This is a genomic window from Phascolarctobacterium sp. Marseille-Q4147 (assembly GCF_017968825.1).
Taxonomy (GTDB): domain Bacteria; phylum Bacillota; class Negativicutes; order Acidaminococcales; family Acidaminococcaceae; genus Phascolarctobacterium_A.
The window spans coordinates 372,333-397,315 of sequence record NZ_CP072874.1 but is presented as its reverse complement, the minus strand read 5'-3'; the positions used below and the strand labels follow the sequence as shown (position 1 = coordinate 397,315).

The 24,983-nt window shown below is 45.6% G+C and carries 32 protein-coding genes and 1 tRNA gene; 30 read left to right on the top strand and 3 right to left on the bottom strand.

Features of this window, described 5'->3' with window-relative positions:
- Positions 1 to 20: 20 nt before the first annotated feature.
- The 15 genes from rplR to KAH19_RS01750 all read left to right on the top strand — a co-directional run bounded on the left by rplR (position 21) and on the right by KAH19_RS01750 (position 8,225).
- Positions 21 to 383 carry a 50S ribosomal protein L18 gene (rplR, locus tag KAH19_RS01820; protein ID WP_021719367.1) on the top strand — a complete coding sequence of 121 codons (363 nt, stop codon included), beginning with the start codon at positions 21 to 23 and terminating at the stop codon, positions 381 to 383.
- A 17-nt stretch (positions 384 to 400) separates the two neighbouring features.
- Positions 401 to 901 carry a 30S ribosomal protein S5 gene (gene rpsE, locus KAH19_RS01815; protein WP_009145402.1) on the top strand — a complete coding sequence of 167 codons (501 nt, stop codon included), beginning with the start codon at positions 401 to 403 and terminating at the stop codon, positions 899 to 901.
- 13 nt (positions 902 to 914) lie between these two features.
- On the top strand, positions 915 to 1,094 hold the full coding sequence (gene rpmD / locus KAH19_RS01810; protein ID WP_021719369.1) for a 50S ribosomal protein L30: 180 nt from the start codon (positions 915 to 917) through the stop codon (positions 1,092 to 1,094).
- Positions 1,095 to 1,114: 20 nt separating this feature from the next.
- Entirely contained in the window at positions 1,115 to 1,555 is a 441-nt protein-coding gene (rplO, locus tag KAH19_RS01805; protein ID WP_009145404.1) for a 50S ribosomal protein L15, read from the top strand.
- A 1-nt stretch (position 1,556) separates the two neighbouring features.
- Entirely contained in the window at positions 1,557 to 2,813 is a 1,257-nt protein-coding gene (gene secY, locus KAH19_RS01800) for a preprotein translocase subunit SecY (RefSeq protein WP_210684864.1), read from the top strand.
- 12 nt (positions 2,814 to 2,825) lie between these two features.
- Positions 2,826 to 3,476, top strand: coding sequence for an adenylate kinase (locus KAH19_RS01795; RefSeq protein ID WP_210684863.1), 651 nt, complete (start codon positions 2,826 to 2,828; stop codon positions 3,474 to 3,476).
- Positions 3,477 to 3,488: 12 nt separating this feature from the next.
- Entirely contained in the window at positions 3,489 to 3,707 is a 219-nt protein-coding gene (gene infA, locus KAH19_RS01790) for a translation initiation factor IF-1 (protein WP_009145407.1), read from the top strand.
- 28 nt (positions 3,708 to 3,735) lie between these two features.
- The gene (rpmJ, locus tag KAH19_RS01785; protein WP_004092858.1) at positions 3,736 to 3,849 is read left to right on the top strand and encodes a 50S ribosomal protein L36; all 114 of its coding nucleotides are present in this window, start codon (positions 3,736 to 3,738) and stop codon (positions 3,847 to 3,849) included.
- A gap of 17 nt (positions 3,850 to 3,866) precedes the next feature.
- Entirely contained in the window at positions 3,867 to 4,235 is a 369-nt protein-coding gene (gene rpsM / locus KAH19_RS01780) for a 30S ribosomal protein S13 (RefSeq protein WP_009145408.1), read from the top strand.
- A 22-nt stretch (positions 4,236 to 4,257) separates the two neighbouring features.
- On the top strand, positions 4,258 to 4,650 hold the full coding sequence (gene rpsK / locus KAH19_RS01775) for a 30S ribosomal protein S11 (protein ID WP_009145409.1): 393 nt from the start codon (positions 4,258 to 4,260) through the stop codon (positions 4,648 to 4,650).
- A 16-nt stretch (positions 4,651 to 4,666) separates the two neighbouring features.
- Positions 4,667 to 5,260: a 30S ribosomal protein S4 gene (gene rpsD, locus KAH19_RS01770; protein WP_009145410.1), complete on the top strand. Its 594-nt coding sequence runs from the start codon at positions 4,667 to 4,669 to the stop codon at positions 5,258 to 5,260.
- A 71-nt stretch (positions 5,261 to 5,331) separates the two neighbouring features.
- A complete protein-coding gene (locus KAH19_RS01765) occupies positions 5,332 to 6,297 on the top strand; it encodes a DNA-directed RNA polymerase subunit alpha (protein ID WP_210684862.1) in 966 nt (321 codons plus the stop codon).
- Positions 6,298 to 6,316: 19 nt separating this feature from the next.
- Entirely contained in the window at positions 6,317 to 6,655 is a 339-nt protein-coding gene (gene rplQ, locus KAH19_RS01760; protein ID WP_009145412.1) for a 50S ribosomal protein L17, read from the top strand.
- 166 nt (positions 6,656 to 6,821) lie between these two features.
- Positions 6,822 to 7,730, top strand: a complete 909-nt coding sequence (locus KAH19_RS01755) for a fumarylacetoacetate hydrolase family protein (RefSeq protein ID WP_210684861.1) — start codon at positions 6,822 to 6,824, stop codon at positions 7,728 to 7,730.
- A 102-nt stretch (positions 7,731 to 7,832) separates the two neighbouring features.
- The gene (locus tag KAH19_RS01750; protein ID WP_210684860.1) at positions 7,833 to 8,225 is read left to right on the top strand and encodes a YegP family protein; all 393 of its coding nucleotides are present in this window, start codon (positions 7,833 to 7,835) and stop codon (positions 8,223 to 8,225) included.
- Between the two features lie 114 nt (positions 8,226 to 8,339).
- Here KAH19_RS01750 and KAH19_RS01745 read toward each other — a convergent pair whose 3' ends face one another.
- Both KAH19_RS01745 and KAH19_RS01740 read right to left on the bottom strand, forming a co-directional pair.
- Positions 8,340 to 9,422, bottom strand: coding sequence for a metallophosphoesterase (locus tag KAH19_RS01745; RefSeq protein ID WP_210684859.1), 1,083 nt, complete (start codon positions 9,420 to 9,422; stop codon positions 8,340 to 8,342).
- A 122-nt stretch (positions 9,423 to 9,544) separates the two neighbouring features.
- A complete protein-coding gene (locus KAH19_RS01740) occupies positions 9,545 to 10,351 on the bottom strand; it encodes an HAD-IIA family hydrolase (protein WP_210684858.1) in 807 nt (268 codons plus the stop codon).
- A 290-nt stretch (positions 10,352 to 10,641) separates the two neighbouring features.
- On the opposite strand from KAH19_RS01740, the gene KAH19_RS01735 reads away from it, so the two are divergent.
- The 15 genes from KAH19_RS01735 (at position 10,642) to KAH19_RS01665 (ending at position 23,088) form a co-directional block, all read left to right on the top strand.
- Positions 10,642 to 11,127, top strand: a complete 486-nt coding sequence (locus KAH19_RS01735) for a CarD family transcriptional regulator (protein ID WP_210684857.1) — start codon at positions 10,642 to 10,644, stop codon at positions 11,125 to 11,127.
- A gap of 208 nt (positions 11,128 to 11,335) precedes the next feature.
- On the top strand, positions 11,336 to 12,466 hold the full coding sequence (locus KAH19_RS01730; protein WP_210684856.1) for a PIN/TRAM domain-containing protein: 1,131 nt from the start codon (positions 11,336 to 11,338) through the stop codon (positions 12,464 to 12,466).
- Positions 12,467 to 12,476: 10 nt separating this feature from the next.
- Positions 12,477 to 13,199, top strand: coding sequence for a 2-C-methyl-D-erythritol 4-phosphate cytidylyltransferase (ispD, locus tag KAH19_RS01725; protein ID WP_210684855.1), 723 nt, complete (start codon positions 12,477 to 12,479; stop codon positions 13,197 to 13,199).
- Positions 13,189 to 13,689 (top strand): 2-C-methyl-D-erythritol 2,4-cyclodiphosphate synthase, encoded by a 501-nt coding sequence (ispF, locus tag KAH19_RS01720; protein WP_210684854.1) that lies wholly within the window; start codon positions 13,189 to 13,191, stop codon positions 13,687 to 13,689. The genes ispD and ispF overlap by 11 nt, the downstream gene beginning before the upstream one ends.
- A 133-nt stretch (positions 13,690 to 13,822) precedes the next feature.
- Entirely contained in the window at positions 13,823 to 15,298 is a 1,476-nt protein-coding gene (gene gltX / locus KAH19_RS01715) for a glutamate--tRNA ligase (RefSeq protein WP_210684853.1), read from the top strand.
- Between the two features lie 96 nt (positions 15,299 to 15,394).
- Positions 15,395 to 16,843 (top strand): cysteine--tRNA ligase, encoded by a 1,449-nt coding sequence (gene cysS, locus KAH19_RS01710; RefSeq protein ID WP_365688232.1) that lies wholly within the window; start codon positions 15,395 to 15,397, stop codon positions 16,841 to 16,843.
- Positions 16,843 to 17,310 carry a Mini-ribonuclease 3 gene (locus KAH19_RS01705; RefSeq protein WP_210684851.1) on the top strand — a complete coding sequence of 156 codons (468 nt, stop codon included), beginning with the start codon at positions 16,843 to 16,845 and terminating at the stop codon, positions 17,308 to 17,310. The genes cysS and KAH19_RS01705 overlap by 1 nt, the downstream gene beginning before the upstream one ends.
- A gap of 42 nt (positions 17,311 to 17,352) precedes the next feature.
- Positions 17,353 to 18,054 (top strand): FAD-dependent thymidylate synthase, encoded by a 702-nt coding sequence (gene thyX / locus KAH19_RS01700; protein ID WP_040565068.1) that lies wholly within the window; start codon positions 17,353 to 17,355, stop codon positions 18,052 to 18,054.
- A 9-nt stretch (positions 18,055 to 18,063) separates the two neighbouring features.
- Positions 18,064 to 18,810 carry a 23S rRNA (guanosine(2251)-2'-O)-methyltransferase RlmB gene (gene rlmB / locus KAH19_RS01695; RefSeq protein ID WP_210684850.1) on the top strand — a complete coding sequence of 249 codons (747 nt, stop codon included), beginning with the start codon at positions 18,064 to 18,066 and terminating at the stop codon, positions 18,808 to 18,810.
- Positions 18,811 to 18,822: 12 nt separating this feature from the next.
- Positions 18,823 to 19,341 (top strand): NYN domain-containing protein, encoded by a 519-nt coding sequence (locus KAH19_RS01690; protein ID WP_210684849.1) that lies wholly within the window; start codon positions 18,823 to 18,825, stop codon positions 19,339 to 19,341.
- A 108-nt stretch (positions 19,342 to 19,449) separates the two neighbouring features.
- Positions 19,450 to 20,187 (top strand): RNA polymerase sporulation sigma factor SigH, encoded by a 738-nt coding sequence (gene sigH / locus KAH19_RS01685; RefSeq protein WP_009145428.1) that lies wholly within the window; start codon positions 19,450 to 19,452, stop codon positions 20,185 to 20,187.
- A gap of 163 nt (positions 20,188 to 20,350) precedes the next feature.
- Positions 20,351 to 20,815: a BREX-3 system P-loop-containing protein BrxF gene (brxF, locus tag KAH19_RS01680; protein ID WP_021720626.1), complete on the top strand. Its 465-nt coding sequence runs from the start codon at positions 20,351 to 20,353 to the stop codon at positions 20,813 to 20,815.
- A gap of 23 nt (positions 20,816 to 20,838) precedes the next feature.
- On the top strand, positions 20,839 to 21,933 hold the full coding sequence (locus tag KAH19_RS01675; RefSeq protein ID WP_210684848.1) for a 6-phosphofructokinase: 1,095 nt from the start codon (positions 20,839 to 20,841) through the stop codon (positions 21,931 to 21,933).
- Positions 21,934 to 22,132: 199 nt separating this feature from the next.
- The gene (locus KAH19_RS01670) at positions 22,133 to 22,936 is read left to right on the top strand and encodes an undecaprenyl-diphosphate phosphatase (protein ID WP_021720624.1); all 804 of its coding nucleotides are present in this window, start codon (positions 22,133 to 22,135) and stop codon (positions 22,934 to 22,936) included.
- Between the two features lie 76 nt (positions 22,937 to 23,012).
- Positions 23,013 to 23,088: transfer RNA gene (locus KAH19_RS01665), tRNA-Thr, on the top strand.
- 327 nt (positions 23,089 to 23,415) lie between these two features.
- On the opposite strand, the gene KAH19_RS01660 is transcribed toward KAH19_RS01665, so the two are convergent.
- A complete protein-coding gene (locus KAH19_RS01660) occupies positions 23,416 to 24,699 on the bottom strand; it encodes a dicarboxylate/amino acid:cation symporter (protein ID WP_210684847.1) in 1,284 nt (427 codons plus the stop codon).
- Positions 24,700 to 24,983 lie beyond the last annotated feature (284 nt).

The following is a 24,983-nucleotide window of genomic DNA, read 5'->3' as shown; positions in this document are numbered from 1 at the left end:
AAAAGAAGGGAGTGAAACTCTTGCTTAACAGAGTTGATAAAAACGAGAAACGTCAAAAACGTCATCTCCGTTCTCGTAGATATATTATCGGTACTGCTGAAAAACCTCGTCTGAACGTATACCGTTCCCTGTCCAACATTTATGCACAGGTTATTAACGATGAGACCGGCGAAACTATCGCTGCTGCCAGCACCGTTGAAAAAGATCTGAAAGAAAACTACGGCGGCAACATTGAGGCTGCTAAAGCTGTAGGCAAAGCAATCGCTGAAAAAGCGCTGGCTAAGGGTGTAAAAGAAGTTGTATTCGATCGTGGTGGCTATCTGTACCACGGCCGTGTAGCTGCCCTGGCTGAAGCTGCTCGCGAAGCTGGCCTGGTATTCTAAGAGAAGGAGGAAATAAAGTGGCGAACTTCGAAAATAAAGAAAACGAATTACAAGAAAAAGTCGTTTTCATCAACCGTGTTGCTAAGGTTGTTAAAGGCGGACGTCGTTTCTCCTTCGCTGCACTTGTTGTTGTAGGTGATGAAAATGGTCATGTAGGCATGGGCCTGGGTAAAGCTGCAGAGGTTCCTGAAGCTATTCGTAAAGGCGTTGAAGACGCTAAGAAAAACCTGGTTACTGTACCGCTGGTTGGTACTACCATTCCTCATGAAAACATCGGTGTATTCGGCGCAGGCCGCGTATTCCTGAAACCGGCTGCAGAAGGTACCGGCGTTATCGCTGGCGGCCCTGTACGTGCCGTACTGGAACTGGCTGGCGTTCGTGATATTCTTACTAAATCTCAAGGCTCTTCCAACCCGAACAACATGGTTCGTGCAACCATTGAAGGTCTGAAATCCTTGAAGAGTGCTGAAGCTGTTGCAGCTCTGCGTGGTAAAACCGTAGAAGAATTGTTGGGCTAAGGAGGACTTTGTCATGGCACAAATTAAAATCACCCTGACCCGCAGCCTGATCGGTTACCCCAAAGATCAGCGTGCAACCGTTAAAGCTCTGGGCTTAGGTAAAATCAATACTAGCGTTGTTAAAGAAGATACTCCGACTATTCGCGGCATGGTTCACAAGGTTGAACATCTCGTGAAGGTTGAAGAAGCGTAAGACAAGGAGGTGTACTGAAGATGAATTTACATGAATTGTCTCCCGCTCCGGGATCTAAACGTGTAGCAGTTCGCGTAGGTCGTGGCCTGGGCAGTGGCTTGGGCAAGACTTCCGGTAAAGGCCAGAAAGGTCAGAAATCCCGTTCCGGCGGTGTTAAGCGCCCTGGATTTGAAGGTGGTCAAAGACCTCTGTACCTGCGTCTTCCTAAACGCGGTTTCTACAATAAATTTGGTAAAGATTATGTTGAAATCAACGTTTCCGTACTCAATCGTTTTGAGGACGGCACCGTTGTTGAACCCGTAATGCTTATTGAAGAAGGTGTTGTTAAGAACATTCGCGACGGCATCCGTATTCTTGGCAATGGCGAATTAACCAAAAAGCTTACTGTACAAGCTATGGGCTTCAGCAAATCCGCTGAAGAGAAAATCGTTGCAGCTGGCGGTAAGATTGAGGTGATCTAAAGTGTTAGCAGCCCTTGCAAACATATTTAGAATAACAGAACTCAGGCAAAAAGTTTTATTTACTCTCGCCATGTTCATCGTATTCAGGGCTGGAACACATATACCTGTTCCTGGCGTAAACGCTTCTGTCATTGAACAGCTTTTCCGCAGCGGTAATCTCTTCGGACTGCTTGATATGTTCAGTGGCGGCGCCTTGAGCAAATTCTCCATTTTTGCTATGAGTATTACCCCATATATCAATGCTTCAATTATTTTACAGTTATTGAAGGTAGTTGTACCGACCTTGGAACAATGGTCCAAGGAAGGTGAGGAAGGCTTCAAGAAAACGACAAAGCTTACACGTATGCTGACGGTGGCTTTGGCGTTTGTCCAAGCCTGCGGTATGGCCTACGGCCTGAAGATGGCGATTAATAACCCCGGGATTTTCTCAATCCTGCTTATTGCTCTCACACTTACTGCAGGAACCGTTTTCCTTATGTGGATAGGCGAGCAGATTACAGCTCGCGGCGTCGGCAATGGTATTTCCCTGATAATCTTTGCCGGTATCGTATCCAGACTGCCGGATGGACTTAAGGTAATTTTCCAATATCTGCAGGCTGGCACGGTAAGCTTATTGAACGTTATTTTGTTCGCGGCTATAGCCCTGGCGATGGTAGTTTTCGTAATTATCATTTCTGAGGGTATTCGCAAAATCCCCGTTCAGTATGCTAAGCGTGTAGTAGGTAAAAAGGCTTATGGCGGTCATACAAGCTATATCCCTCTGAAGGTTAACCAGGCAGGCGTTATTCCGATCATCTTCGCTTCTTCGGTGTTGATGTTCCCGGTAACAATTGCTCAGTTCGTTGATGTTCCCTGGGTTAAAGCAATGGGTAAGCTCTTTCAGTGGGGCAGCCCGCTGCAGACTACATTGTATGTTCTGATGATTTTGTTCTTCACTTACTTCTATACAGCAGTAAGCCTGAACATCGGAGATCTTTCCGATAATATCAAAAAGAACGGTGGCTTTATCCCCGGTTTAAGACCCGGTAATCCTACTACAGAATATCTTGACAAGGTAATGTCCAGAATAACTTTGGCCGGTGCGGTTTTCCTCTCATTAATTGCGCTGATGCCTCATGTTATCGGATGGGTAACCCGCATTGAAGGTGTGTACTTCGGCGGTACCGCTTTGTTGATCGTTGTTGGTGTTGCATTACAAACTATGAAGCAGATAGAGTCCATGGTGCTGATGCGTCATTATCATGGCTTTATGAAATAGGAGGAGTTCAGAATGTACATTCTTTTAATGGGACCTCCGGGTGCTGGTAAAGGCACTCAAGCAGAAAAACTCATTGATGAATTTAAAATCCCTCATATCTCCACAGGAGACATGTTCCGTGCAGCAGTAAGCGCAGGCACCGAACTTGGTAAAGAGGCGAAAAAATACATGGACGCTGGCGGACTTGTCCCCGACGTCGTAACCATCGGCATTGTTCGTGAAGGCTTGTCCAAACCCGAATGTGCAAATGGTTTCATCTTAGATGGCTTCCCGAGAACTGAGGAGCAAGCAGTTGCTCTCGACGGAATCCTCAAAGACCTGGGCATTAAATTGACCGGTGTTGTTAATATCTCTGTTCCTGACTCCGAGCTGGTTGCGCGTGTAGTTGGCCGCCGTATCTGCAAAGCTTGCGGTGCTACCTATCATGTAAGCTTTAACCCCAGCAAGGTAGAAAATGTTTGCGACAAATGCGGCGGCAACCTTTATCAACGTAACGACGATAAAGAAGAAACCGTTGTAAATCGTCTGCATGCATATCATGAACAAACAGAACCGTTAATTGAGTACTACAAAAAACAAGGCCTGTACAAAGAAATCAATGGCTTGCAGCCTATCGATAAAGTATATGCCGACGTTAAAGTTAGTCTCGGATGTAGCAAATAAGGAGGTACAACAGTGTCCAAACAGGATGTTATTGAGGTTGAAGGTACAATCTTAGAAGCACTTCCCAATGCTATGTTCCAAGTTCAACTGGTTAACGGCCATACAATTTTAGCACATATATCCGGTAAGATTCGTATGAACTTCATCAAGATTTTGCCTGGTGATAAGGTTACCGTGGAGCTTACTCCGTACGACCTCAATCGTGGAAGAATTACTTATCGGTATAAATAATCCAACAGGCAAAGAGGAGGTTTAAATTATGAAAGTAAGACCGTCTGTTAAGCCAATATGTGAAAAATGCAAAGTCATTAAACGTAAAGGCCATGTAATGGTAATTTGCGAAAACCCGAAACATAAACAAAAACAAGGATAAGAAGGAGGTGCACATTAATGGCACGTATTTCTGGTGTCGATTTACCGAGAGATAAACGTATTGAGTATGCTCTGCCGTACATCTACGGCATCGGCCTGACTCTCTCTCGTGAAATTTTAGCTAAAACCGGTATTAACCCGGACACTCGCGTTCGCGACCTGACTGAAGAAGAAGTTGCTAAGATCCGTGAAACTCTGGATCAGGACTATAAAGTTGAAGGTGACCTCCGCCGTGAGGAATCCCTGAACATTAAACGTCTGATTGAAATTGGCAGCTATCGTGGCAGAAGACATCGTATGGGTCTGCCTGTTCGTGGTCAAAACACTAAAAACAATGCCCGCACCCGTAAAGGTCCGAAACGTACTATTGCAGGCAAGAAGAAATAATTAGCGAGGGAGGGATAAACCAGTGGCTGGCAAGAAAGTTGTTCGCAACAAGAAAAAAGTTAGCAAAAACGTAATCAACGGTGTAGCACATATCCGCTCCACCTTCAATAATACTATCGTTACCATCGCTGATACCGAAGGTAATGTTCTGAGCTGGGCCTCCGCAGGCGGCCTCGGTTTCCGTGGCAGCCGTAAGAGCACTCCGTTTGCTGCACAAATGGCTGCTGAAGAAGCAACCAAAGCTGCTATGGAGCATGGCTTGAAACAAGTAGAAGTATATGTAAAAGGTCCTGGCGCTGGCCGTGAAGCAGCAATTCGTGCACTTCAGGCTGCAGGTCTGGAAGTTAACTCTATTAAAGACGTTACTCCGATCCCGCATAACGGCTGCCGTCCGCCGAAACGTAGAAGAGTATAATTGGGGGTGTAAATAGATGGCAATTGATAGAACTCCTGTCCTGAAAAGATGCAGATCTTTGGGCTTAGCTCCCGCATTCATGGGCATTAGCAAGGAATCTAAACGCCAAGTTCGCCGCCAAAACAGAAAAAAGAGCGAATATGGCATTCAGTTAACTGAAAAACAAAAAGCTAAATTTATCTATGGCGTACTGGAAAAACAATTCCGTGGCTACTATGATAAAGCTAAAAAGATGGAAGGCATCACCGGTGAAAACCTGCTGATCCTCCTCGAAAGAAGAATCGACAACGTAGTTTTCCGCCTCGGCTTGGCTAACACCCGCCGTCAGGCTCGCCAAATCGTAAGACATGGCCACATTGCTGTTAACGGCAAACGTCTGGACATTCCTTCCGCATTGGTAAGAGTTGGCGATGTTGTAACCGTTATGGAAAACAGCCGTGCTAAAGAATACTTCAAAGGCATGGACGAAACTCTGGCTACCAAAGCAGTTCCGGCTTGGCTGGTACTGGACGCTGCTAACGTTAGCGGTAAGGTAGACCGTTTCCCGACTCGTGAGGAAATTGATGTTCCTATTGAAGAGCACTTCATCGTAGAGTTGTACTCCAAATAATTAGTGAATATCTTGTGCCACCCACTTATGAGACGTATTGTGGTAATACGCGATAGAAGGAGGCTTTCCGAATGATTGAAATTGAAAAACCTAAGATGGTTACATCTGATGTCAGCGAAGATGGTCGTTATGGCAAATTCGTTTGGGAGCCGCTCGAGAGAGGCTACGGCATCACGCTGGGCAACAGCCTGCGTCGTGTGCTGCTGTCCTCCCTGCCGGGTGCTGCAGTAACCTACGTCAAGATTGACGGTGTTCTGCATGAGTTTGCTACCATTCCTGGTGTTCGTGAGGATGTTGCTGATATCATCCTGAACATTAAGGCTTTGTGCCTTAAAATGGAAGGTGAAGGGGAAAAGATTCTGCGTATCGAATGTTCCGGTGAACAGGAAGTTACCGCTGCAAATATCATTACTGATAGCGATGTTGAAATTCTGAACCCTGAGCTGCATATTGCGACTTTAGATAAAGACGCAGTTTTCAATATGGAAATCCATATTGATAAAGGCCGTGGCTATGTACCTGCGGACAAAAATAAACAGCCTGATCAGCCTATCGGCGTTATTCCGGTAGACTCCATTTACTCTCCTATTACCAGAGTAAAATTTGCTGTTAACGATACCCGCGTAGGTAATGTTACCAACTATGACAAGCTTACTTTGGAAGTTTGGACAGATGGCAGCATAAAGCCTGATGAAGCTGTTGACATGGCTTCCACCATCCTGATTGACTATCTCAAGCTGTTCCAGACCAGTGATGGCAAAGGTTCTGTAATCACTGTAGCTGGCGGTTCTGAGCCTGAAGCTCCCGAACCGAGCAAGCAAGAGGGTCAAAACACAATGTCTATCGACGATTTGGATTTGTCCGTCCGCAGCAATAACTGCTTGAGACGTGCAGGTATCAATACTGTCGAAGAATTGATCCAGAAAACAGAAGCTGATATGATTAAAGTTCGTAACTTGGGTAGTAAATCTCTGGAAGAGATTAAAAAGAAACTTGAGGATATGGGCTTGCATTTTCGTAAAAACGATGAAGAATAATTAAGGGGGTCAGAAGTACATGGCATACAGAAAACTGGGTCGTAACTCCAGCAACCGTAAGGCTCTGTTTCGCAGCATTTTAACTTCCTTCTTCAAATATGGTAAGATCGAAACCACCGTTACCAAAGCTAAAGAAGTTGCTAAGCATTCCGCTCAACTGATTACTTTGGCAAAACGCAATGACCTGCATGCTCGTCGTCAGGTTATGGCAGTTCTGGTTGACGAAACCATTACCAAAAAACTGTTTGAAGAAATTGCTCCGAAATATGAAGGCAGACAAGGCGGCTTTACTCGCATTTACAGAGTAGGTCCTCGCCGTGGCGATGCAGCTGAAATGGCTATCATCGAACTCATCTAATTTAGAGCTGTAAAAAGCAGGAACTTCGGTTCCTGCTTTTTTTGCGTTCCGGCGATAGTCTGTGTATAATAATGTTATGCTAATCCTTTTGACGGATATATGGTCCGAAAATATTACAGCTTTAGCAGCCTACAAACTATCAGTATTCTAAGAGGAGGAAGATATAATGCGTTTTTATACAGTAGAGATAGCTGGACGTGAGGAAATTCTTGTTGGCTTTCGTGAGAATGAAGCCGTTTACAGACTGAATTTATTGGCAAGACTTGTGCCGGAGCTGGCAGTTGCGGATATGAATGAATTGATATGCCGTTATACGCCTGAGGTGAAGGTAAAGCTGGAGCGCCTGGCTGATAATGAGGACGTTCTGCAGGGCGCTGCAGTTAAGCTTTCGGAAGTAAAGCTGTTGGCACCGATTGTTCATCCGCGTCAGGATGTAGTCTGCCTTGGTATTAACTATGATGCACATGCTCAGGAAGCAGGACGCTTTTCCAGCGAAGCTTTCGGCGGTGAACGCCCCTATACAATTTATTTTTCCAAGCGTGTGAACAGAGCAACGGCAAGCGGCGAAAGTGTTCCGCGTTATGAAGGATTGGTAGACAGCCTTGATTACGAAGCAGAGCTGGGAGTAATCCTGGGACGCAATGCCAAGGGTGTAAGCAAAGAAAACGCAGGAGCTTATATTTTCGGTTATACAATTATCAATGATATCAGCGCGCGTAATCTGCAGACGCGTCATAAGCAATGGTATCTGGGAAAAAGTCTTGACGGCTTTACGCCTATGGGACCGTGTATTGTTACGGCAGATGAAATCGGCGATGAGCAGGCACTTGATATCAGCTGTACGGTTAATGGAGAGCTGCGCCAGAGCAGTAATACCCGTTACATGATTCAGACTGTCTGTGGGGCCATTGCAGAGCTGTCAGAGGGTATGACATTAGCTGCAGGTACAATTATTGCTACCGGTACTCCGGCCGGCGTCGGCATGGGGATGAACCCGCCGACATTCTTACAGCACGGTGATAAAATTGTCTGCTCTATCGAAAAAATCGGTTCCTTGGAGAATGTTATCGATTAAAAATTGCTAAATGGTGTAGCTGAAATAAAAATACTTGTGTTTTTGTTGCTGATGGCATAAAATAAACTTAGAGACCATAATAAATTTAAAGGAGGCTACCAAATGGGTAAATTCGTAATTTCTCAGGCAAAAAATGGCGTTAAATTTAATTTAAAAGCTGCAAATGGTGAAGTCATTGCCAGCTCCCAGGTTTATAAGGATGAGAAGTACTGTCGTAAGGGTATTGCCAGTGTTATCAACAATGCTCCTGTTGCTCCGATAGAGGACCAGACGGTAGAAGGCTTTACCCCTTGTAAGCATCCGAAATTTGAAGTTTATAAAGACAAGGCCGGAGAATTCCGCTTCCGTCTGAAAGCAACCAACGGACAGATTATTGCTACCGGTGAAGGCTACAAGGCAATGGCAGGATGCAAACGCGGCATTGAGTCCATTAAGAAAAATGTTGTTGATGCCAAAATCATTGTTGAAGCACCCAAAGAAGAAAAAGCTGAATAATGTCAATCAAAAGGACCACTACGCTATAAACACGCAGTGGTCCTATTTTTTGTAACACAACAGATTATATTAGTCTGCTGTGTATTTTTTTTGCAAAGCTTTATCCGGCAGAAGTTATTTTCCCCGCAGCTCCAATACAACCATTTCCGGAGCAACCTCTGTGCGGACCGGAGGTCCCCAAAAGCCGTAGCCGTTATTGGTGATTGCGGTCAGATTACCAAAGTTTGTACGGCCGTAATCCAACTTGTACATTTTCTTCGTCACAAGACGATTCGGGAAAAGCTGTCCTGTATGCGTATGGCCTGCCAGATAAAGGTCATAGCCTGCATTTGCAGCGGCATCCATACGGCGAGGCTGATGATCAAGCAGAATACTGTAGTAGTCTTTATTTTGGGAGGAAAGGTTTATAAGCTGGCTATTGGTACGGTTTTTGCTGTAGTCATCAATACCGGTTATTTTGATTTTGTTGTCGATTACAGTGTCACTGTTGCGCAGGATATGAAAACCTTTTTCCGTGAGCATTTGTTGCCAGCGCAATGGTTCATCAAGATAATCATGGTTGCCGAAGGCCATGTAGACAGGCGCTTTGATTTGAGCTAAGGCGGAAAGAGTATCCTCCTCTTCTACGTAAAAAATGCGTTCATCAAGCATGTCGCCGCTGACAACAACGAAGTCCGGCTGCTGCTCGTTGATGCGTGCTGCCAGACGTTCGGCGTAGTCATGGCCGAGGATTCTTCCCATATGCAGGTCGGTGAGAAAGACAATTTTATAATGAGCATTCTGCGGCAGCTTTTCCGTTACCAGCGCTTCTGTGCGTACTGTCGGGTGAAAGGCGCGCCAGCTGCCCCAGGTAATGAAGCAGCAGATAAAGGCAAGGCCGATGATACTGATTTTGGCTGAAGGCAGTTGCCAATCGCCCAGCTTACTGAAAAGCAGGCAGAGAAGATGAATGATGGCCAACAGAAGTGTGTAGTAGCAAAAAGCAATCCAAAGTCCTTCTATCCACGCAGTTAACTTGAGCAGAAAATGAGGCGTTCCCTGCGGCAGGATAACGCTGACAGCTGTGCCGAGTGCCATCAGCAGATATATAAGCCCGAAGGTCAGTGTGCGGCCGAAGGGCAGATAATGGCGATAATACATATAACCGATGATACTCATGAGAGCATCAATCGTACCGACGAAAAGAAAAATACGCATATTATTCAGTAAGGCTCCTTTATATAATTCTTGCTTACATTATACATGTTAGAGTGTACTTTAAGTCAAGTGCTGCGCTAAATAAAAAGACTGCCGGGTGCGGCAGTCTATGAGGTATAACATTATTTGCTTGGAATATCACCGACGCCGTTTAAGATAATAGACGGACGGTAGGAGAACTCCTTAATATTTTCCAACGTACTTACGCCGCTCAGAACAAGAGCTGTCATCAGACCGCTTTCCATACCGGCAACGATATCTGTATCCATACGGTCGCCAATCATAGCTGCATCCTCTGAATGAACATCCAACAGACGCAGGCCTGTGCGCATCATCAAGGGGTTAGGCTTGCCGACGAAGTAAGCCTTTTTGCCGGTAGCAAGCTCAATAGGTGCGACCAATGCGCGGCAAGCGGGGATGATACCGAAATCAGAGGGGCCGGTAAGGTCACTGTTTGTTGCAATCAGGCGTGCTCCCTGGTTAATCAGGCTGACTGCCTTGAGAATCATATTATAATTATAAGAATTGGTTTCGCCGACTACAACGTAATCGGGATTAACATCATTCATTGTGATGCCGGCATCATAAAGCGCATTTACAAGACCTGGGCCGCCGATAACATAGGCACTGCAGCCGGGGGCCTGCGAATGGATAAATTTGGCAGTGGCGAGAGCACTGGTATAGAAATGGCTTTCGTCAACCTCCAGTCCCAGACGTAAAAGCTTTTGCTGCAGCTCTTTGGGACTGCGTTCGCTGGCGTTAGTCAAAAACAAAAAGCTCTTTTTTTCTTCATAGAGCCAGTTTACGAATTCTCTTACTCCGGGCAACAGGTTATTTCCGTGGTAGATAACACCATCCATATCGCAGATAAAGCCTTCTTTTGCGCGAAGCTGTGTTAATAATAATTCATATTTTTCGTTGCTGTCCATAATTTTTACTTCCTTTACTGTTTTAGACACTTATATTATGCAAGAAAAAAATATCTTTTGCAAGAGCTTAACGGGGCAGCAGAAGCCGTAATTAGTTAACAGTTTGTAAAATATTATTCTTTTAAGTGTAGTTTTATCGCTAAATGTTAAAAGAATTCTGAAGATAGACCAACATCCTAGTTAAAGGTTGACATATTAGAAAGATAGTGGTAAAATAAAATATTTTTGACAATAAAGAAGGGGCGTGCTACAATGTATTTATCAGAATTATAATTTTAGGAGGGTTGAAGATGTTTGCGATGGGTGACAGAGTGGTATATCCGCTTCATGGTGGAGCTATTATCAAGGATATAGAAGCACATATACAGGATGGCGAGACTGTGAAGTATTACATTTTACAAATGCTTTTTGACAATATGACAGTGTCGGTACCGGTAGAAAACGCCGAAAAATTAGGTTTACGTTATATTGGCGATGATGAAGCTCTGGCAATAATTCAGAATACGCTGCATGAAGTACCGGATGTACAGACGGTGAAGGCGATTTCCTGGAATCGGCGCTTTCAGTTGTATATGCAGAAGATAAAAAGCGGCAGTGTTGCTGAGGTCGCAAGAATCTTTAAAATACTGACTATTTTAGAACGCAGAAAGAAAATTTCCGTAGGTGAGCGCAGATTGCTGCATAGTACGAAGCAGATTTTGCAAAGTGAAATAATGCTGATTAAGGATGTGGACGCAGAGAAAGCGGGCAACTGGTTAGAGCGTTGCTGTAATTAGGCAGAATATAAAGACCGTTTTAAGGCTGTTGAGTTAGAAACTGCTTTAAAACGGTTTTTTTGCAAAATTTTTAGGCCTTTTTTTCATTAATGTCATATTTAAAAAAGTTATTTACTTGTTTTTTGCGGATTATAGCTGTATTATATAATTGATATAATAGTAGGATGAAATACTATGTATCAGAAATTCAGAGAAAGGAGGAATTGAAATGCTGAGAAAAATTATTAGCCTGAGCATATCGTTAATTATTATTGTAACCGGACTTATACTAACAAATTTATCTTTACCGTTTTTATCAAATTACTTGGGCTATGATTTACACGGCAATGGCTTAATGGGAATTACCTTTGCTACCATGATACTGACCTTACCAGGTCTTTTTATATCTTCCTGGCTTGGCCTAGTATTGGCACCGTTTATTACAAAATGGCTGTTCAATTACGCTGAACGTCTGACGGTTTCTCTCTCCGGCGTACCTACCAGTGATATTCTGGTAATGATTTTCGGTATCGGCATCGGTCTGATTTTAGCAAATCTGATAGGCAGTCCTTTTTCCAGACTGCCGGTTATCGGACCGTTTATTCCCATCGTACTAAGCCTTGTACTTTCGGTTGTCGGTGCTAAGCTGGCTTTGCGTAAGCATAATGATATTGTGGAGTTTTTTAACCGCATTCCTACGCGTAAGTCCGTAAAGCCTGTCGATGAAACAAAGAGCGTATTGGAGGGCCCTTTGGGGGATCGTCTTTACAGCAGCAATAAATTGCTTGATACCAGCGTCATTATTGACGGACGTGTTATGGATATTATGGCTGCAGGCTTTTTGGACGGTCAGCTGGTAGTGCCGAATTTTGTGTTGGAGGAGCTGCAGAAGCTGGCGGATTCTTCGGATAATATGAAGCGTGCCAAAGGCCGTCGCGGTCTGGACCTGGTGCATGATTTGCAGATAAGCTACAAGGGCCGTATTCTGGTCGTAGATAACGATTACGATGATCTGGAAGGCGTGGATGCTAAGCTTGTACGTTTGGCAAGACAGGCTAACGCTGACATTATTACCAATGATTATAACCTGAATAAGGTTGCAGGTATTCAGGGCGTTAAGGTGTTGAATATCAATGAGCTGGCGAACGCTATTAAACCGGTAGTTGTTGCAGGCGAGGAAATGAACGTATTCCTGGTTAAGGAAGGCAAGGAGCAGGGACAGGCTGTTGCTTATCTTGATGATGGTACTATGATCGTTGTAGAAAACGGACGTCACTTCATCGGCCACAGCGCAATTGTTGTTGTAACCAGTGTACTGCAGACATCTGCCGGAAGAATGATTTTCGCCAAAACAAAATAGGAGCTTTGAGATGGGCAAGGATGAACTTATTGTAATTGTTCCGGCTGCAGGCGCAGGTAAGCGTCTAGGGCTGGGGATTAACAAGGCCTTTGCTATGCTGAACGGTGCACCGCTTCTGGTGCACTGTCTGCATATGCTGGAGGCAACAGGTCTGGTTAAGCGTGCTGTTGTCGTGCTGGCGCCGCAGGAGGTTGTTGAAGGCCGTGAGCTTTTGGCAGGCTATCAGAAAGATTATTTTCGGACGCTGCCGTTTTGCGTAGTAGCCGGCGGCAAGGAGCGTCAGGACAGTGTTGCCAATGCATTGGCCGCAGTAGAGGAAACAGATTGCTATATCGCTGTACACGATGGCGCGCGTCCCTTTACGGGACGCGCTGTTTTTGAACGCACCTTGGCTGCCGCTAAGGTGCATGGCGCCGCAATTGCTGCCGTTCCGGTGAAGGATACTATTAAAGTTGTCGGCACCGACGGTATTGTAACTGCTACGCCTAAGCGCAGTACGCTGATGGCAGTACAGACACCGCAAATTTTTGCATCGGACCTGCTGAAGCAGGCTTACGCGCAGCTGGCGGCACATCCCGCTGCTGTTACCGACGATGCTTCGGTAGTAGAGCTGATGGGCCATAAGGTAGCGACAGCATTGGGGCGCTACGAAAATATTAAAATTACCACGCCGGAGGATTTGCTTTTTGCAGAAAATCTGCTGGCACAACAGGAGCAGGAAGATGGAAAATAAGATTGTTATACCGCAATTTCGCATCGGCTGCGGCTATGATGTACATAAGCTGGTAGAAGACCGTAAATTAATTCTTTGCGGTGTTGAGGTGCCTTATGAAAAAGGTCTTTTGGGACACAGTGATGCAGATGTGGCTCTGCATGCGCTGATGGACGCGCTCTTGGGCGCGGCGGCCATGGGAGATATCGGCAAGCACTTCCCTGATACGGATGAACGCTTTAAGGGTGCGGACAGCATGCAGCTGACGCTGCATGTCAAAAAGCTCTTGCAGGAGGAAGGCTGGCAGGTTAATAACGTGGATGTGACGATTATTGCCCAACGCCCGAAGTTGGCAGGCTATATTGCCGCAATGCGTACTAATGTTGCTAAGGTTCTGGATGTTGCTGAGTCTGCCGTAAATATTAAGGCGACAACAACAGAAAAGCTCGGTTTTACAGGAAGAGGCGAAGGTATTGCCGCTGAAGCTGTGGCGAGCATTGTCAAGATGTGATATAATAATTAGACTGATAAGTGTAATCTGTTTGGATATACCGGCGGAAGGAAATTTATTTTAGCCGGAGCCGGAGTGATTGTGCTTTTTTGGTAAATCTAATGTTAATAGATAAATTTGGAGGGATATATCAATGTGTAATGATGAAGTTAGAGTAAGATTTGCGCCGAGCCCGACTGGCCCGTTCCATATCGGTGGTGCGCGCAGTGCGCTGTTCAACTATCTGCTGGCCCGCAAAACCGGCGGCAAGCTGATTCTGCGTATCGAGGATACCGACCGTGAGCGTTCTACCCCGGAATCCGAGGAAAATATCAAGGCTGCTTTGAAGTGGCTGGGTATGGACTGGGATGAGGGCGTTGATGTTGGCGGCCCGAACGGACCGTATCATCAGATGGAACGTCTTGATATCTACAAAAAATATACTGACAAGCTGCTGGCTGAAGGCAAGGCTTACTATTGCTACTGCACCGATGAGGAGCTGGAGGAAGAACGCCAGAGCCTGATTAAAGAAGGCAAAATGCCGCGTTATATGGGCAAATGCCGTCATCTGACCGAAGAGCAGATTGCTCAGTTTAAAGCTGAAGGCCGCAAACCGACCGTTCGCTTCCGCGTTCCTGCCGACCAGCAGATTCTCGTTCGCGACATGGTTCGTGGCGATGTAGTTTTTGATTCCAATAATATCGGTGATTTTGTTATCGTTAAATCCGACGGTATCCCGACCTATAACTATGCTGTAGTTATCGACGATGCGCTTATGCACATTACTCATGTAATCCGCGCTGAAGAGCATCTGTCCAACACTCCGCGTCAATGCCTTGTTTATGATGCACTGGGCTTCAAAAAACCGACCTTCGGTCACATTTCCCTGATTCTGGGCAAGGACCACACCAAAATGAGCAAGCGTCACGGCGCTACCAGTGTTGACCAATATCGTCAGCTGGGTTACCTGCCGGAAGCTATCAACAACTTCCTGGCACTTTTGGGTTGGGCTCCGAACAGCGAGCAGGAAATCTTCAGCATGGACGAGCTGATTCACGAATTCAGCATGGACCGTGTTGCCAAGAACCCTGCTGTTTTCGATATCGACAAGCTGAACTGGATTAACCAGCACTATATGCGTCAGCTGGATGCGGAAGCATTCTTTGAAGCTGCTAAACCGCACATGATTGCTGCAGGCTACATGACCGGTGAAGAAGAAGGCGAGAAGCTGGCTTGGCTGAAACGCGTTGTAGCAACCGCACAGGAGCACATTTCCTATGCTGCCCAAATTCCTGAATGCGTAGAAATGTACTTCAATGATGAATTCAATTTTGAAAACGAGGAAGCAGAAGCAGTTCTGAAGGCTGAAACTGTACCGACCGTTATCAATATGCTGCTGGAAGAGCTGCCGAAGGTAGAAAACCTGGACAATGCTGCCGTTAAAGCTCTGTTCAAGCAGATTCAGAAAGCAACTAAGCTGAAGGGCAAGGATGTATTCATGCCGATTCGTGTCGCTCTGACCGGTAATCAGCATGGTCCTGAGCTGGCAGCAATGGTTCCGCTGCTGGGCGTTGAGCGTACTGCAAAACGCATTAAATCCAGCTTGGCAAAAGCAGGCGTAACTCTTTGATTGATGACTGACGATAAGGCTTCAACTGCTTCGTAACGGCGTTGCTTGCATCCAAGGCCTTCTTGTCGCTCAGAGAATTTTTGCAAAGGAATAGTTATTATGAGCATTAAAGTATATAACACCTTAACCAAACAAAAAGAAGAATTCGTACCTATTCATCCGGGCAAAGCCAACATCTATGTTTGCGGTGTTACTCCGTACAACCATCCGCATGTTGGTAATGCGCGTCCGTTCGTAACCTGGGACGTTATCCGCCGCTTCCTGGAGCACGAAGGCTATGACGTAACCCATGTACAAAACTTTACCGATGTTGATGACAAAATTATCAATACTGCCAATAAAGAGGGCGTACAATGGTATGATATCTGCAACCGCTACATTGACTCCTACTTTGAAGTAATGGATAAGCTCAATGTGCGCCGTGCGCATGTTTATCCGCGTGTATCCGAGCATATCGATGATATCATCAAAACCGTTCAATGCCTGATTGACAATGGCTATGGCTATGTTGTTGACGGCGACGTTTTCTACAGTGTAGAAAAGTTTAAATACTATGGTCAGCTTTCCGGCCGTAACATTGAGGATATGATGGCCGGCGCGCGTGTAGACGTTGATGACCGCAAGCATAATCCGATGGATTTTGCGCTGTGGAAATCCGCTAAACCGGGCGAGCCTGCTTGGGAGAGCCCTTGGGGTCCCGGTCGTCCCGGCTGGCATATTGAATGCTCTACCATGAGCATGAAGTATCTGGGCGAAACATTTGACTTCCATGGCGGCGGCAGCGACTTGATTTTCCCGCATCATGAAAACGAGATCGCTCAATCCGAAGGCTGCACCGGCATTCATCCTTTCGTGCATTACTGGCTGCATAACGGCTTTATTACCGTTAACGAAGAAAAAATGTCCAAATCTCTGGGCAACTTCTTCATGGTTATCGATATTTTAGAGCATTACGATCCGGAAACTCTGCGTTTCTTCATCGTTTCCACGCATTATCGCAGCCCGCTGGACTTCAGCGATGCACGTCTTACCGAAGCACAAAAGAGCCTTGCACGTCTGCGTCAGGCACAGGAAACTTTGGGTGAGCTGAGCGAAATGCTGAGCGCCGGCCCGACTGCCGAAAGCTTGGCACTGCGCGAGAAGGTTAAAGAGCTGCGTGAAGCATTTATGGAAGCTATGCGCGATGACTTCAATACTGCGCTGGCTATCAGCCATATGTTTGCTCTGGCTAAGGAAATCAACATTTACCATAAGGCAGTTGTTGATGCCGGCATTAAACCGGACGGTAAGCTGGTTGCTATGTTCAACGATGTCTTTGCAGAAACCTGCTCTATCATCGGTGTTCTGGAAAAAACTGCTGCTCCAGCTGCAGAAGAGGCAGGCGACAGCAAGGAAGCTGAGCTGGTAGAAATGCTTATCGCTATGCGTCAGGATGCACGTAAAAACAAAAATTACGCACTGGCAGATGAGCTGCGCAACAAGCTGAATGAAATCGGCATTGTGCTACAGGATACTCCGCAAGGCGTAAAGTGGTCTAAGCAATAATGAAATTTGAACAATACAAAATGCTAAAGGAGCATGCCCTGGCAGCCTGTGCGGCTGCCGGTGCTCCTTTTCCTGCAACTAAGGAAATAAATCCGATTCTGTTGGCGTATATCGGCGACGTAGTTTTTTCTATGTATGTCCGTCTGCGCCTTTTGCCGACTTCCAAGCATGTACGCATTGTACATGACATCGGTTCCAAGATGGTTTCTGCAGTCTGCCAATGTCAGGCAATGCAGCAGCTGGAGGCAGGCCTGAGCGAGGAGGAAAGCGTTATTTTCCGCCGCGGCCGTAATGCCAAGTCGATGGTGCCGAAAAGCGCCTCAGTGCATGAATACCGTATGGCAACAGCCTTTGAAGCACTTTTGGGCTGGCTCTTCCTCGAAGAACGTGAGGAGCGCCTGCAAGAGGTTATGGATCTTTCCTTTGATATTATCAGCAAATATATGCAGGAAAATCACAAAAAATAATACCCCTCTATTTGTCCGTTAAAAAGAGAGGAGATGATAAATATGATGGTAAAATTAGTACGTCATACGCCGGAGCCGGAGCGTACTGTGGCTATGAGCGCACGTCTGTGCTATTCACCGATCGGCGCTGCTCAGCTGGAAGAAAAAATTAGTGATGAGCAGGCAGCAAATCTGGTACGCAAACTGGTAAGCATGGGGCACTTGTCCACATTGGAGCATGTTACCTTTACCTTTGCTATCGAAGGTGTATCACGCGTTTTGACACATCAGCTGGTGCGCCACCGTATTGCTTCTTATTCCCAGCAATCTCAGCGCTATGTGAAAGAGCATGATTTTGAAACAATCGTGCCTGCTTCCATTGCTTCTAAGCCTGAGGCTAAGGCTAAATTCGACAAGCTGATGACTGAGATTCAGGCAATGTATGATGAGTTTATCGCGCTTGATATTCCAGCTGAGGATGCCCGTTATATTCTGCCTAACGCAACAGAAACGAAGATTGTCTGCACGTTTAATGCACGCTCCTTGCTGAACTTCTTCAGCCTGCGCTGCTGCACCCGTGCACAATGGGAAATCCGTGCGCTGGCTAATGAGATGCTGCGCCAATGTCAGGCTGTAGCACCGGTTATTTTTGAAAATGCAGGTCCGACCTGTGTATCTGAGGGCGTTTGTCACGAGGGCGCTATGTCCTGCGGACGTCTGCAGGCAATTTTGGCGGCAAAAGCCAAGGCAGAGCAAAAGCAGTAAGGAGAAACTATGGCTGAGCAGAATAATGATTTAATAGCTGGACGTAATGCGGTTAGTGAAGCCTTGCGCAGTCAGCGTTCAATAAACAAAATACTTTTGCAGGAAGGCGCTCATGGCGGCAGCCTGGGCGAAATCATTGCTTTGGCAAAGCAAAAGGGGGTGCCGGTAGAAACCGTAAAGGCTGAAAAGCTGGATAAGCTGGCTAATGGCTTGCGTCATCAGGGCGTAGCTGCTTTGGCTGCCCCGATTGCTTTCCGTACTCTGGATGATGTTTTTGCCCGTGCGGCAGAAAAAAATGAAGAGCCGTTTATTTTGCTTTTGGATGAGCTGCAGGATCCGCAGAACGTGGGCGCGCTTATCCGCAGTGCTGATGCAGCAGGTGTACATGGTGTGCTGATGCCGCGCCGTCGCAGTTGTCCGCTGAACGCTGTTGTTGCCAAGATTTCCGCAGGTGCGGTTGAATATGTACCTGTTGTGCAAATCGGCAATATCGCCCAGACTATCGAAGAGCTTAAGCAACGCGGCTGCTGGGTTGTCGGCGCTGATATGGATGGCGTTGATTTTTATGCTGCCAATATGAGCGGTCCGATTGTACTGGTAATCGGCGCTGAGGGCAGAGGCTTAGGCCGACTGGTAAAACAAAAATGTGATGATGTTGTCAGCATTCCGATGAACGGCGGCGTTAATTCTTTGAACGCATCGGCTGCGGGAGCTGTCCTGATGTACGAGGTAGTACGTCAACGACATCAATTCTAAAGAGGTGAAGGCATGGGCGAATATCTGATAATTGATGGGTATAATGTAATTAACGCCTGGAAGGATTTTGCCCAGCTGCGCCAGGAAAACCTGGAGCATGCACGCGAGCTGCTGGTAGCGGGTGTGGCAGAATATGCTGCCTTTAAAGGCTATCGTGCTGTCGTAGTTTTTGATGCTCAGGAGGTGGCAGGCGCTGCTGCTTCCGAAAAGATTCATGGCATTGATGTTGTGTTTACTAATGAAGGTGAAACAGCAGATTCCTGGATTGAACGCAGAGCCTACGAGCTTAGACGTGTACAGGCAAAGGTTTTCGTTGTAACCAGTGACTACGCGGAGCAGATTAACATTTTGGGAGCAGGTGCGTACCGCATTTCTTCTAGGGAATTCCGCGAGCAGTATTATAAGACTAAAAAGGAAATTGCCGAGCGTCTGCATGTCCCCAGACGTGCTTTAAACCGCAATGAGCTTGGTGGCAGAGTGAGCGGGCATGTTCTGGCTCATCTGGAAAAATTGCGTCGGGAGAAAAGTTGACGTAAAACACTAGGCAGGATATAATAAAAACACTGATGCTTTTATTATGAATGTATTTGCAATAACTGTTTTGCAAGACAGTGGCAGATAGATAAACAGACGGAGGATATGCTATTGATGGCTACAGATACTGTAATGCAAAACGATCCCAATGACGCTTTTGCAAAAATGACTGATGAGGAAATCGTTTTAGAATCACAACAGCATGATAATGTTTTAGCACAGGAATATCTGCTGCATAAATACAGAAACTTCGTCAGAGCCAAGGCTCGCAGCTATTTTTTAATAGGTGCCGAGCGTGAAGATATTATTCAGGAAGGCATGATCGGTCTTTATAAGGCTATCCGTGATTTCCGTGCCGATAAGCAAGCATCGTTCCGTGCGTTTGCCGAGCTGTGCGTAACAAGGCAGATTATTACGGCGATAAAGACTGCTACCAGACAGAAGCATATCCCTCTCAACTCCTATGTATCGCTTAATAAGCCAATTTATGAGGAGGACAGTGACCGCACGCTGCTAGATGTCATCAGCGGTGTGAAGGTTGCTAATCCGGAGGATATGATTATCAGCCGTGAGGAATTCAGCGATATTGAAAGCAAGATGAATGATATTCTCAGTGACCTGGAATGGAAGGTTCTGATGAGCTATCTTGATGGCAAATCCTATCAGGAAATTGCTGCTGAGCTGGGGCGTCATATCAAATCTATTGATAATGCGCTGCAGCGTGTAAAGCGTAAACTTGAAAAATATATCATCAGCAAAGGAGATATTACTGATCTGCGTACAGTTTACAGCGGACTGCTGGCTATTGATCCGTATGAGCGTTTCAAGAATAAAAATTCCTGAAAAAGCGGATAATTGATAAAACTGTAACAAAAATCTACATCATTTTGAAATTTTCAGAATGGTGTTTTTTTATTAAGAGGATTTTTGACAAGTATAGCGAATAGATATATTAACAAGTCAGTAAAGAAAAATTGACACTTCGGTGTTAGAGGAGGTTTTTCAAATGAATCAAGTTGAAGAATTAGTGAAGGTTGTAGCAGAGGCTCAGGCCGACAAAGGAAATGTTGTTATTGTTACCGGTAAACCGGGCAGTGGCAAGAGCAAAGTTTTACGTGAAGCTGCAGAATCTCAAAAATGGACCTACGTTGACTGCCGTATGCTGATCAGTGAGGAATTCCTGGCAATTCCGGCTGCTGACAGAGGCTTGTATGCTCCTGATATGTTTGCAGATATTCTGGCAAGCTACAATGCAGATGTTATCATTCTTGACAGACTGCAGACCTTGTTTGTACCTGTATTCCACATCAATACCGACAGCCTGATGCGTAAACTGAGCAAAAAGTTTACCATCGTAACCGCATGGCCCGGATACATTGATAACGGTAACCTGTGCTATGACAAATTTGACGGTACCGAAGCTATCCGTATCAGCCCCGATGGCTTTAAGATTTGGAACGTAGAAGGTTAATAGTTAATAAGCGGAGGCTTGATATGGAGCAGAAAAAACGTCGCTTTGCTGTTTTGACAGGCGGAGGTGACTGCCCGGGATTAAACGCTGTAATCCGTGCAGTCGTAAAAACCTTCCTGCAGAACGATTGTGAGGTTTATGGCGTACTCAATGGCTTTAACGGCCTGATAAACGATAATCTGAAATTAATGGATTATGCTGCAGTATCGGGTATTTTACCGCGCGGCGGAACAATTTTAGGAACCACGAACCGTGATAATCCCTTCCATTTTGCTGTTGAAGAAAATGGTGAGCTTGTATATAAGGATATGCGTGAAAAGGTTATCGAAAACCTGCGTAAATATGATATAGAAGCCTTGGTTGTTATCGGCGGTGACGGTAGCCTGAATATTGGTGCCGAGCTGGCGCGTGAATGTGATATTAAGGTTGTTGGCGTACCCAAGACCATTGATAATGATTTGCCCTGCACAGAGCGGACATTCGGCTTTGATACTGCTATGGCTATGGCTACCGAAGCGCTTGACAGACTGCATACTACAGCCGAATCACATCACCGTGTTATGGTGTTGGAGGTTATGGGCCGTTATGCCGGCTGGATTGCTTTGCACAGTGGTATTGCCGGCGGTGCGGACGTTATTTTGCTACCGGAAATTCCTTACAAGCTGGAGCCGGTGATTGCTAAGATTCAGGCGCGCAAGGCTGCCGGAAAAAATTTTAGTATTGTAGTTGTTGCCGAAGGCGCACGTCCTGAGGGTGGCGATATGTCAATCGCACGTATGGTTGAGGGAAGCTTTGAGCCGATCCGCCTTGGCGGTGCAGGCGAAAAGGTGGCGCAGGCCATTGAAGAGCAGACAGGCATCGAATCACGCTGTACCGTATTAGGTTATCTGCAGCGTGGCGGTTCGCCTACAGCGTTTGACCGTGTGCTGTCGACGCGTTACGGCGTGGCAGCAGCAGAGGCTTGCCTAAGACGTGAATATAATGTTATGGTTTCACTGTATCATGATCAGATTGTTACCGTCTTTATTCAAAAGGCAGCATCAAAACCGCGTCAGGTTCCTGTAGACAGCGAAATTATCCGTACAGGACGCCAGCTGGGATTGTGCTTTGGCGATTGATTTAAACTTGATTACTAGATTTAACCCCAGATTAAGATTATACACTTATATTACAGAGGGTGGTGTTTGCACCATCCTCTGTTTTTGTGTGCAGCTTTATGAACTGTGAAAAATTTTAAAAAATAGTGAGATTTCATTGCAGATAAGCGTGATTCAGAGTATAATAAAAAAGCTTAGTGTTTGCGAAAGGGAGTAAATCATGGACTTAAATTTAATTGCCGTTATTGTGGGTATTGTCGAAGGTTTGACAGAATTTTTACCGGTTTCTTCTACCGGACATATGATTATTGTTGGTCACGTTTTGGGCTTTGAAGGCCAGCTGGCAGATGTTTTTGATGTCTTTGTACAGCTGGGTGCTATTCTATCTGTTGTTTTTATTTACAAAGAGCGCTTTGCCAGATTTTTTACTAAGGATGGCTGGGATATCAACAAGGGACTTTCTGTCTGGCATGTTGCTGCCGGTATCGTACCGGTTATGCTGGTAGCCTTCTTCCTGTATCACTATATCAAGGAGTATCTGTTTTCTCCTTTTACGGTAGCAATAGGCCTTTTCTTGGGCGGTTTGTTGCTGATGTTTGCGGAATATAGAACTAAAGGCCGTGAGGCTGAACTGGTTGATGATGTTGATAAAATTTCTATCCGTCAGGCAGTATGGGTTGGCATTTATCAATTTCTTTCCCTATGGCCCGGTTTTTCCCGCAGCGGTAGTACTATTGCCGGAGGTCTTTTGGTTGGGCTGACTCGCAGTGCCGCAGCAAATTATACCTTTGTGATTGCTGTACCGCTGATGTTTGTGGCCTGCATTTATGATCTGCTTAAAAACCTTCAGTATCTTTCTGCAGGTGATTTGCAGGTATTGGTAATAGGCTTTGTGGTATCCTTTATCGTTGCTTATATTTCTGTATTATGGTTCCTGAAATTTTTGCAGAATTCCAAGCTGACCAGCTTTGCTGTTTACAGAATACTGTTGGCCGGTGTAACCTACTGGTATTTTTACATGTAAGCTTGCTCTGAAATCTTTGCTTGCGAAAGTATTGACAAAACAGGCTTTATCCTTTATAATAATAAAAGAATTTTGTGCTGGCATAGCTCAATTGGCAGAGCAGCTGATTTGTAATCAGCAGGTTGTGGGTTCGATTCCTATTGCCAGCTCCAATGAAAAACCGCCTGGAAACTTTGTTTCCGGGCTTTTTTATTTTTCTGCGTAAGGTGTTTTAGCTGCTGTGATTGCAATGTGGTTGCAATCTTGCGGCGAGGTGGCTATTATTACACAATAAAAAAGCCTCGCTTGGGCTAAGACGACCAATGGTGCCAGAACCGACACATTAGTAGGCCTTATCCGCAAGCGGGCTTTGAGGATAGTATAATATATCAATAAATGTTTGTCAATTTGCGCAAGAAATATGGTTGGCTTATAACACTGTTTCCTGCAAAAAAATAACTGCTAATTCACAGCGAATTAGCAGTTATTTGCTTTATGCTTTATTCTTCTTCGGCAATTTTGCCTTTGAGGTCATGGTCGGTCATTGCGCAAACGCAGGAGTCAGACCAAACGTTTTCTGCGGTTTCAACCATATCGATGATGGTGTAAATCGGCAGGATGATACCCATGATACCGATAGGAGCGCCAATGCCGCTCATCAGAGACAGGGTGAGGAAGTAGCAGCCCATCGGTACGCCTGCGTTACCGACAGCAGCCAGTACGGATACCAGCAGCCAGGTAAGCATGGTGGTCATGGACAGCTCAAAGCCTGCATTCTGCATAACGAAAATGGAGGTAATCAAGATGAAAGCAGCGCAGCCGTTCATGTTGATGGTGGTGCAGATAGGCAGTACAAAGCGGGAAACAGCTTTGTTAACCTTCATGTTTTGTTCAGCGGACGCCATGGTTACAGGCAGGGTGCCTGCGGAGCTCTTGGTGAACAGTGCAACAGCGACTGCCGGAGACATTTTCTTGAATACATCAATCGGGTTCAGGCCTCTTGCAAGCAGGAAGATAGGCAGAACGATGAAGAACTGTACACAGTTGCTGGCCATGATAACCAGAGTGTATTTGCCCAGAGCGCCAACGATTACGCCGGCTTCAATCTGTGCGGAAAGCTGACCTGCGAATGCCAGAATACCGAGAGGCAGTACGAACAGCAACGCTTTAATAAGAGTGAACAGCAGCTCCTGGAAGCCTAATACTGCTTTCAGCAGAGCTTCTCTGTTTTCGGTTTTAGGCATAAATGCCAGACCTAAACCCATAGCAGCAGCAATCAGCATTACGGAAAGCACGTTGCCTGCGAGGAACGGCTGCAGCATGTTGTTAGGAATAACATTTAAAATGTGGTCATAGTAGCTTAACTTGCCAAGATTTTGCGGTACATTGGACATGCCGCTGCCAACAATTTCTGCCGGCAGGTTGCCGGGAGCTACCCAAAGATAGATAGCAAGACCGATGCCTGCTGCACAAACAGTAGTCAAAAAGGTGTATACTACAGCATGACCGAAAATTTGGCCGGTTTCTTTTTTGCTTCCCAAAGCAGCCAATGTAGTAATTACGGCTAAAGCAATGGTCGGTACGGCGATAAATTGGAAGAGGCGTGTATAAACGGTAGCGATGAAATTGAATAATTCATTCAAGGGTTTAATTCCCATGTAACCGAGAATGGCACCGACTACCAGTGCGCCCATCCAGATAATAAATTGACTTTTGTTGTTTTGTGACTTGTTTTGATTTATCACTTTTTGTGCTAAATCCTTCACATCTGCATTTTGCTGCATTATATCCCTCCTAAAATAGGTGCTGTCAGATTTTTTAGAATTTCTGTCAGCTAATACTCCCTAGGTAGCCTTGTGACATACCTAAAAAATATTATAGCATTTTCTGAAAGATTTGTAAATTTCAATTTAGCAGTCATTAATGATATTTGAATATGGGATGTTTGTATTTAGGCTTACTGTTATTTATTGCAGCAAAGCACGTTTTAAGAGCAGTAGGATGTATACTTAGGTCAGAACAAGACGTTATGACGCTGAAATAGCATTTTCATTGCATTTTCATGCCG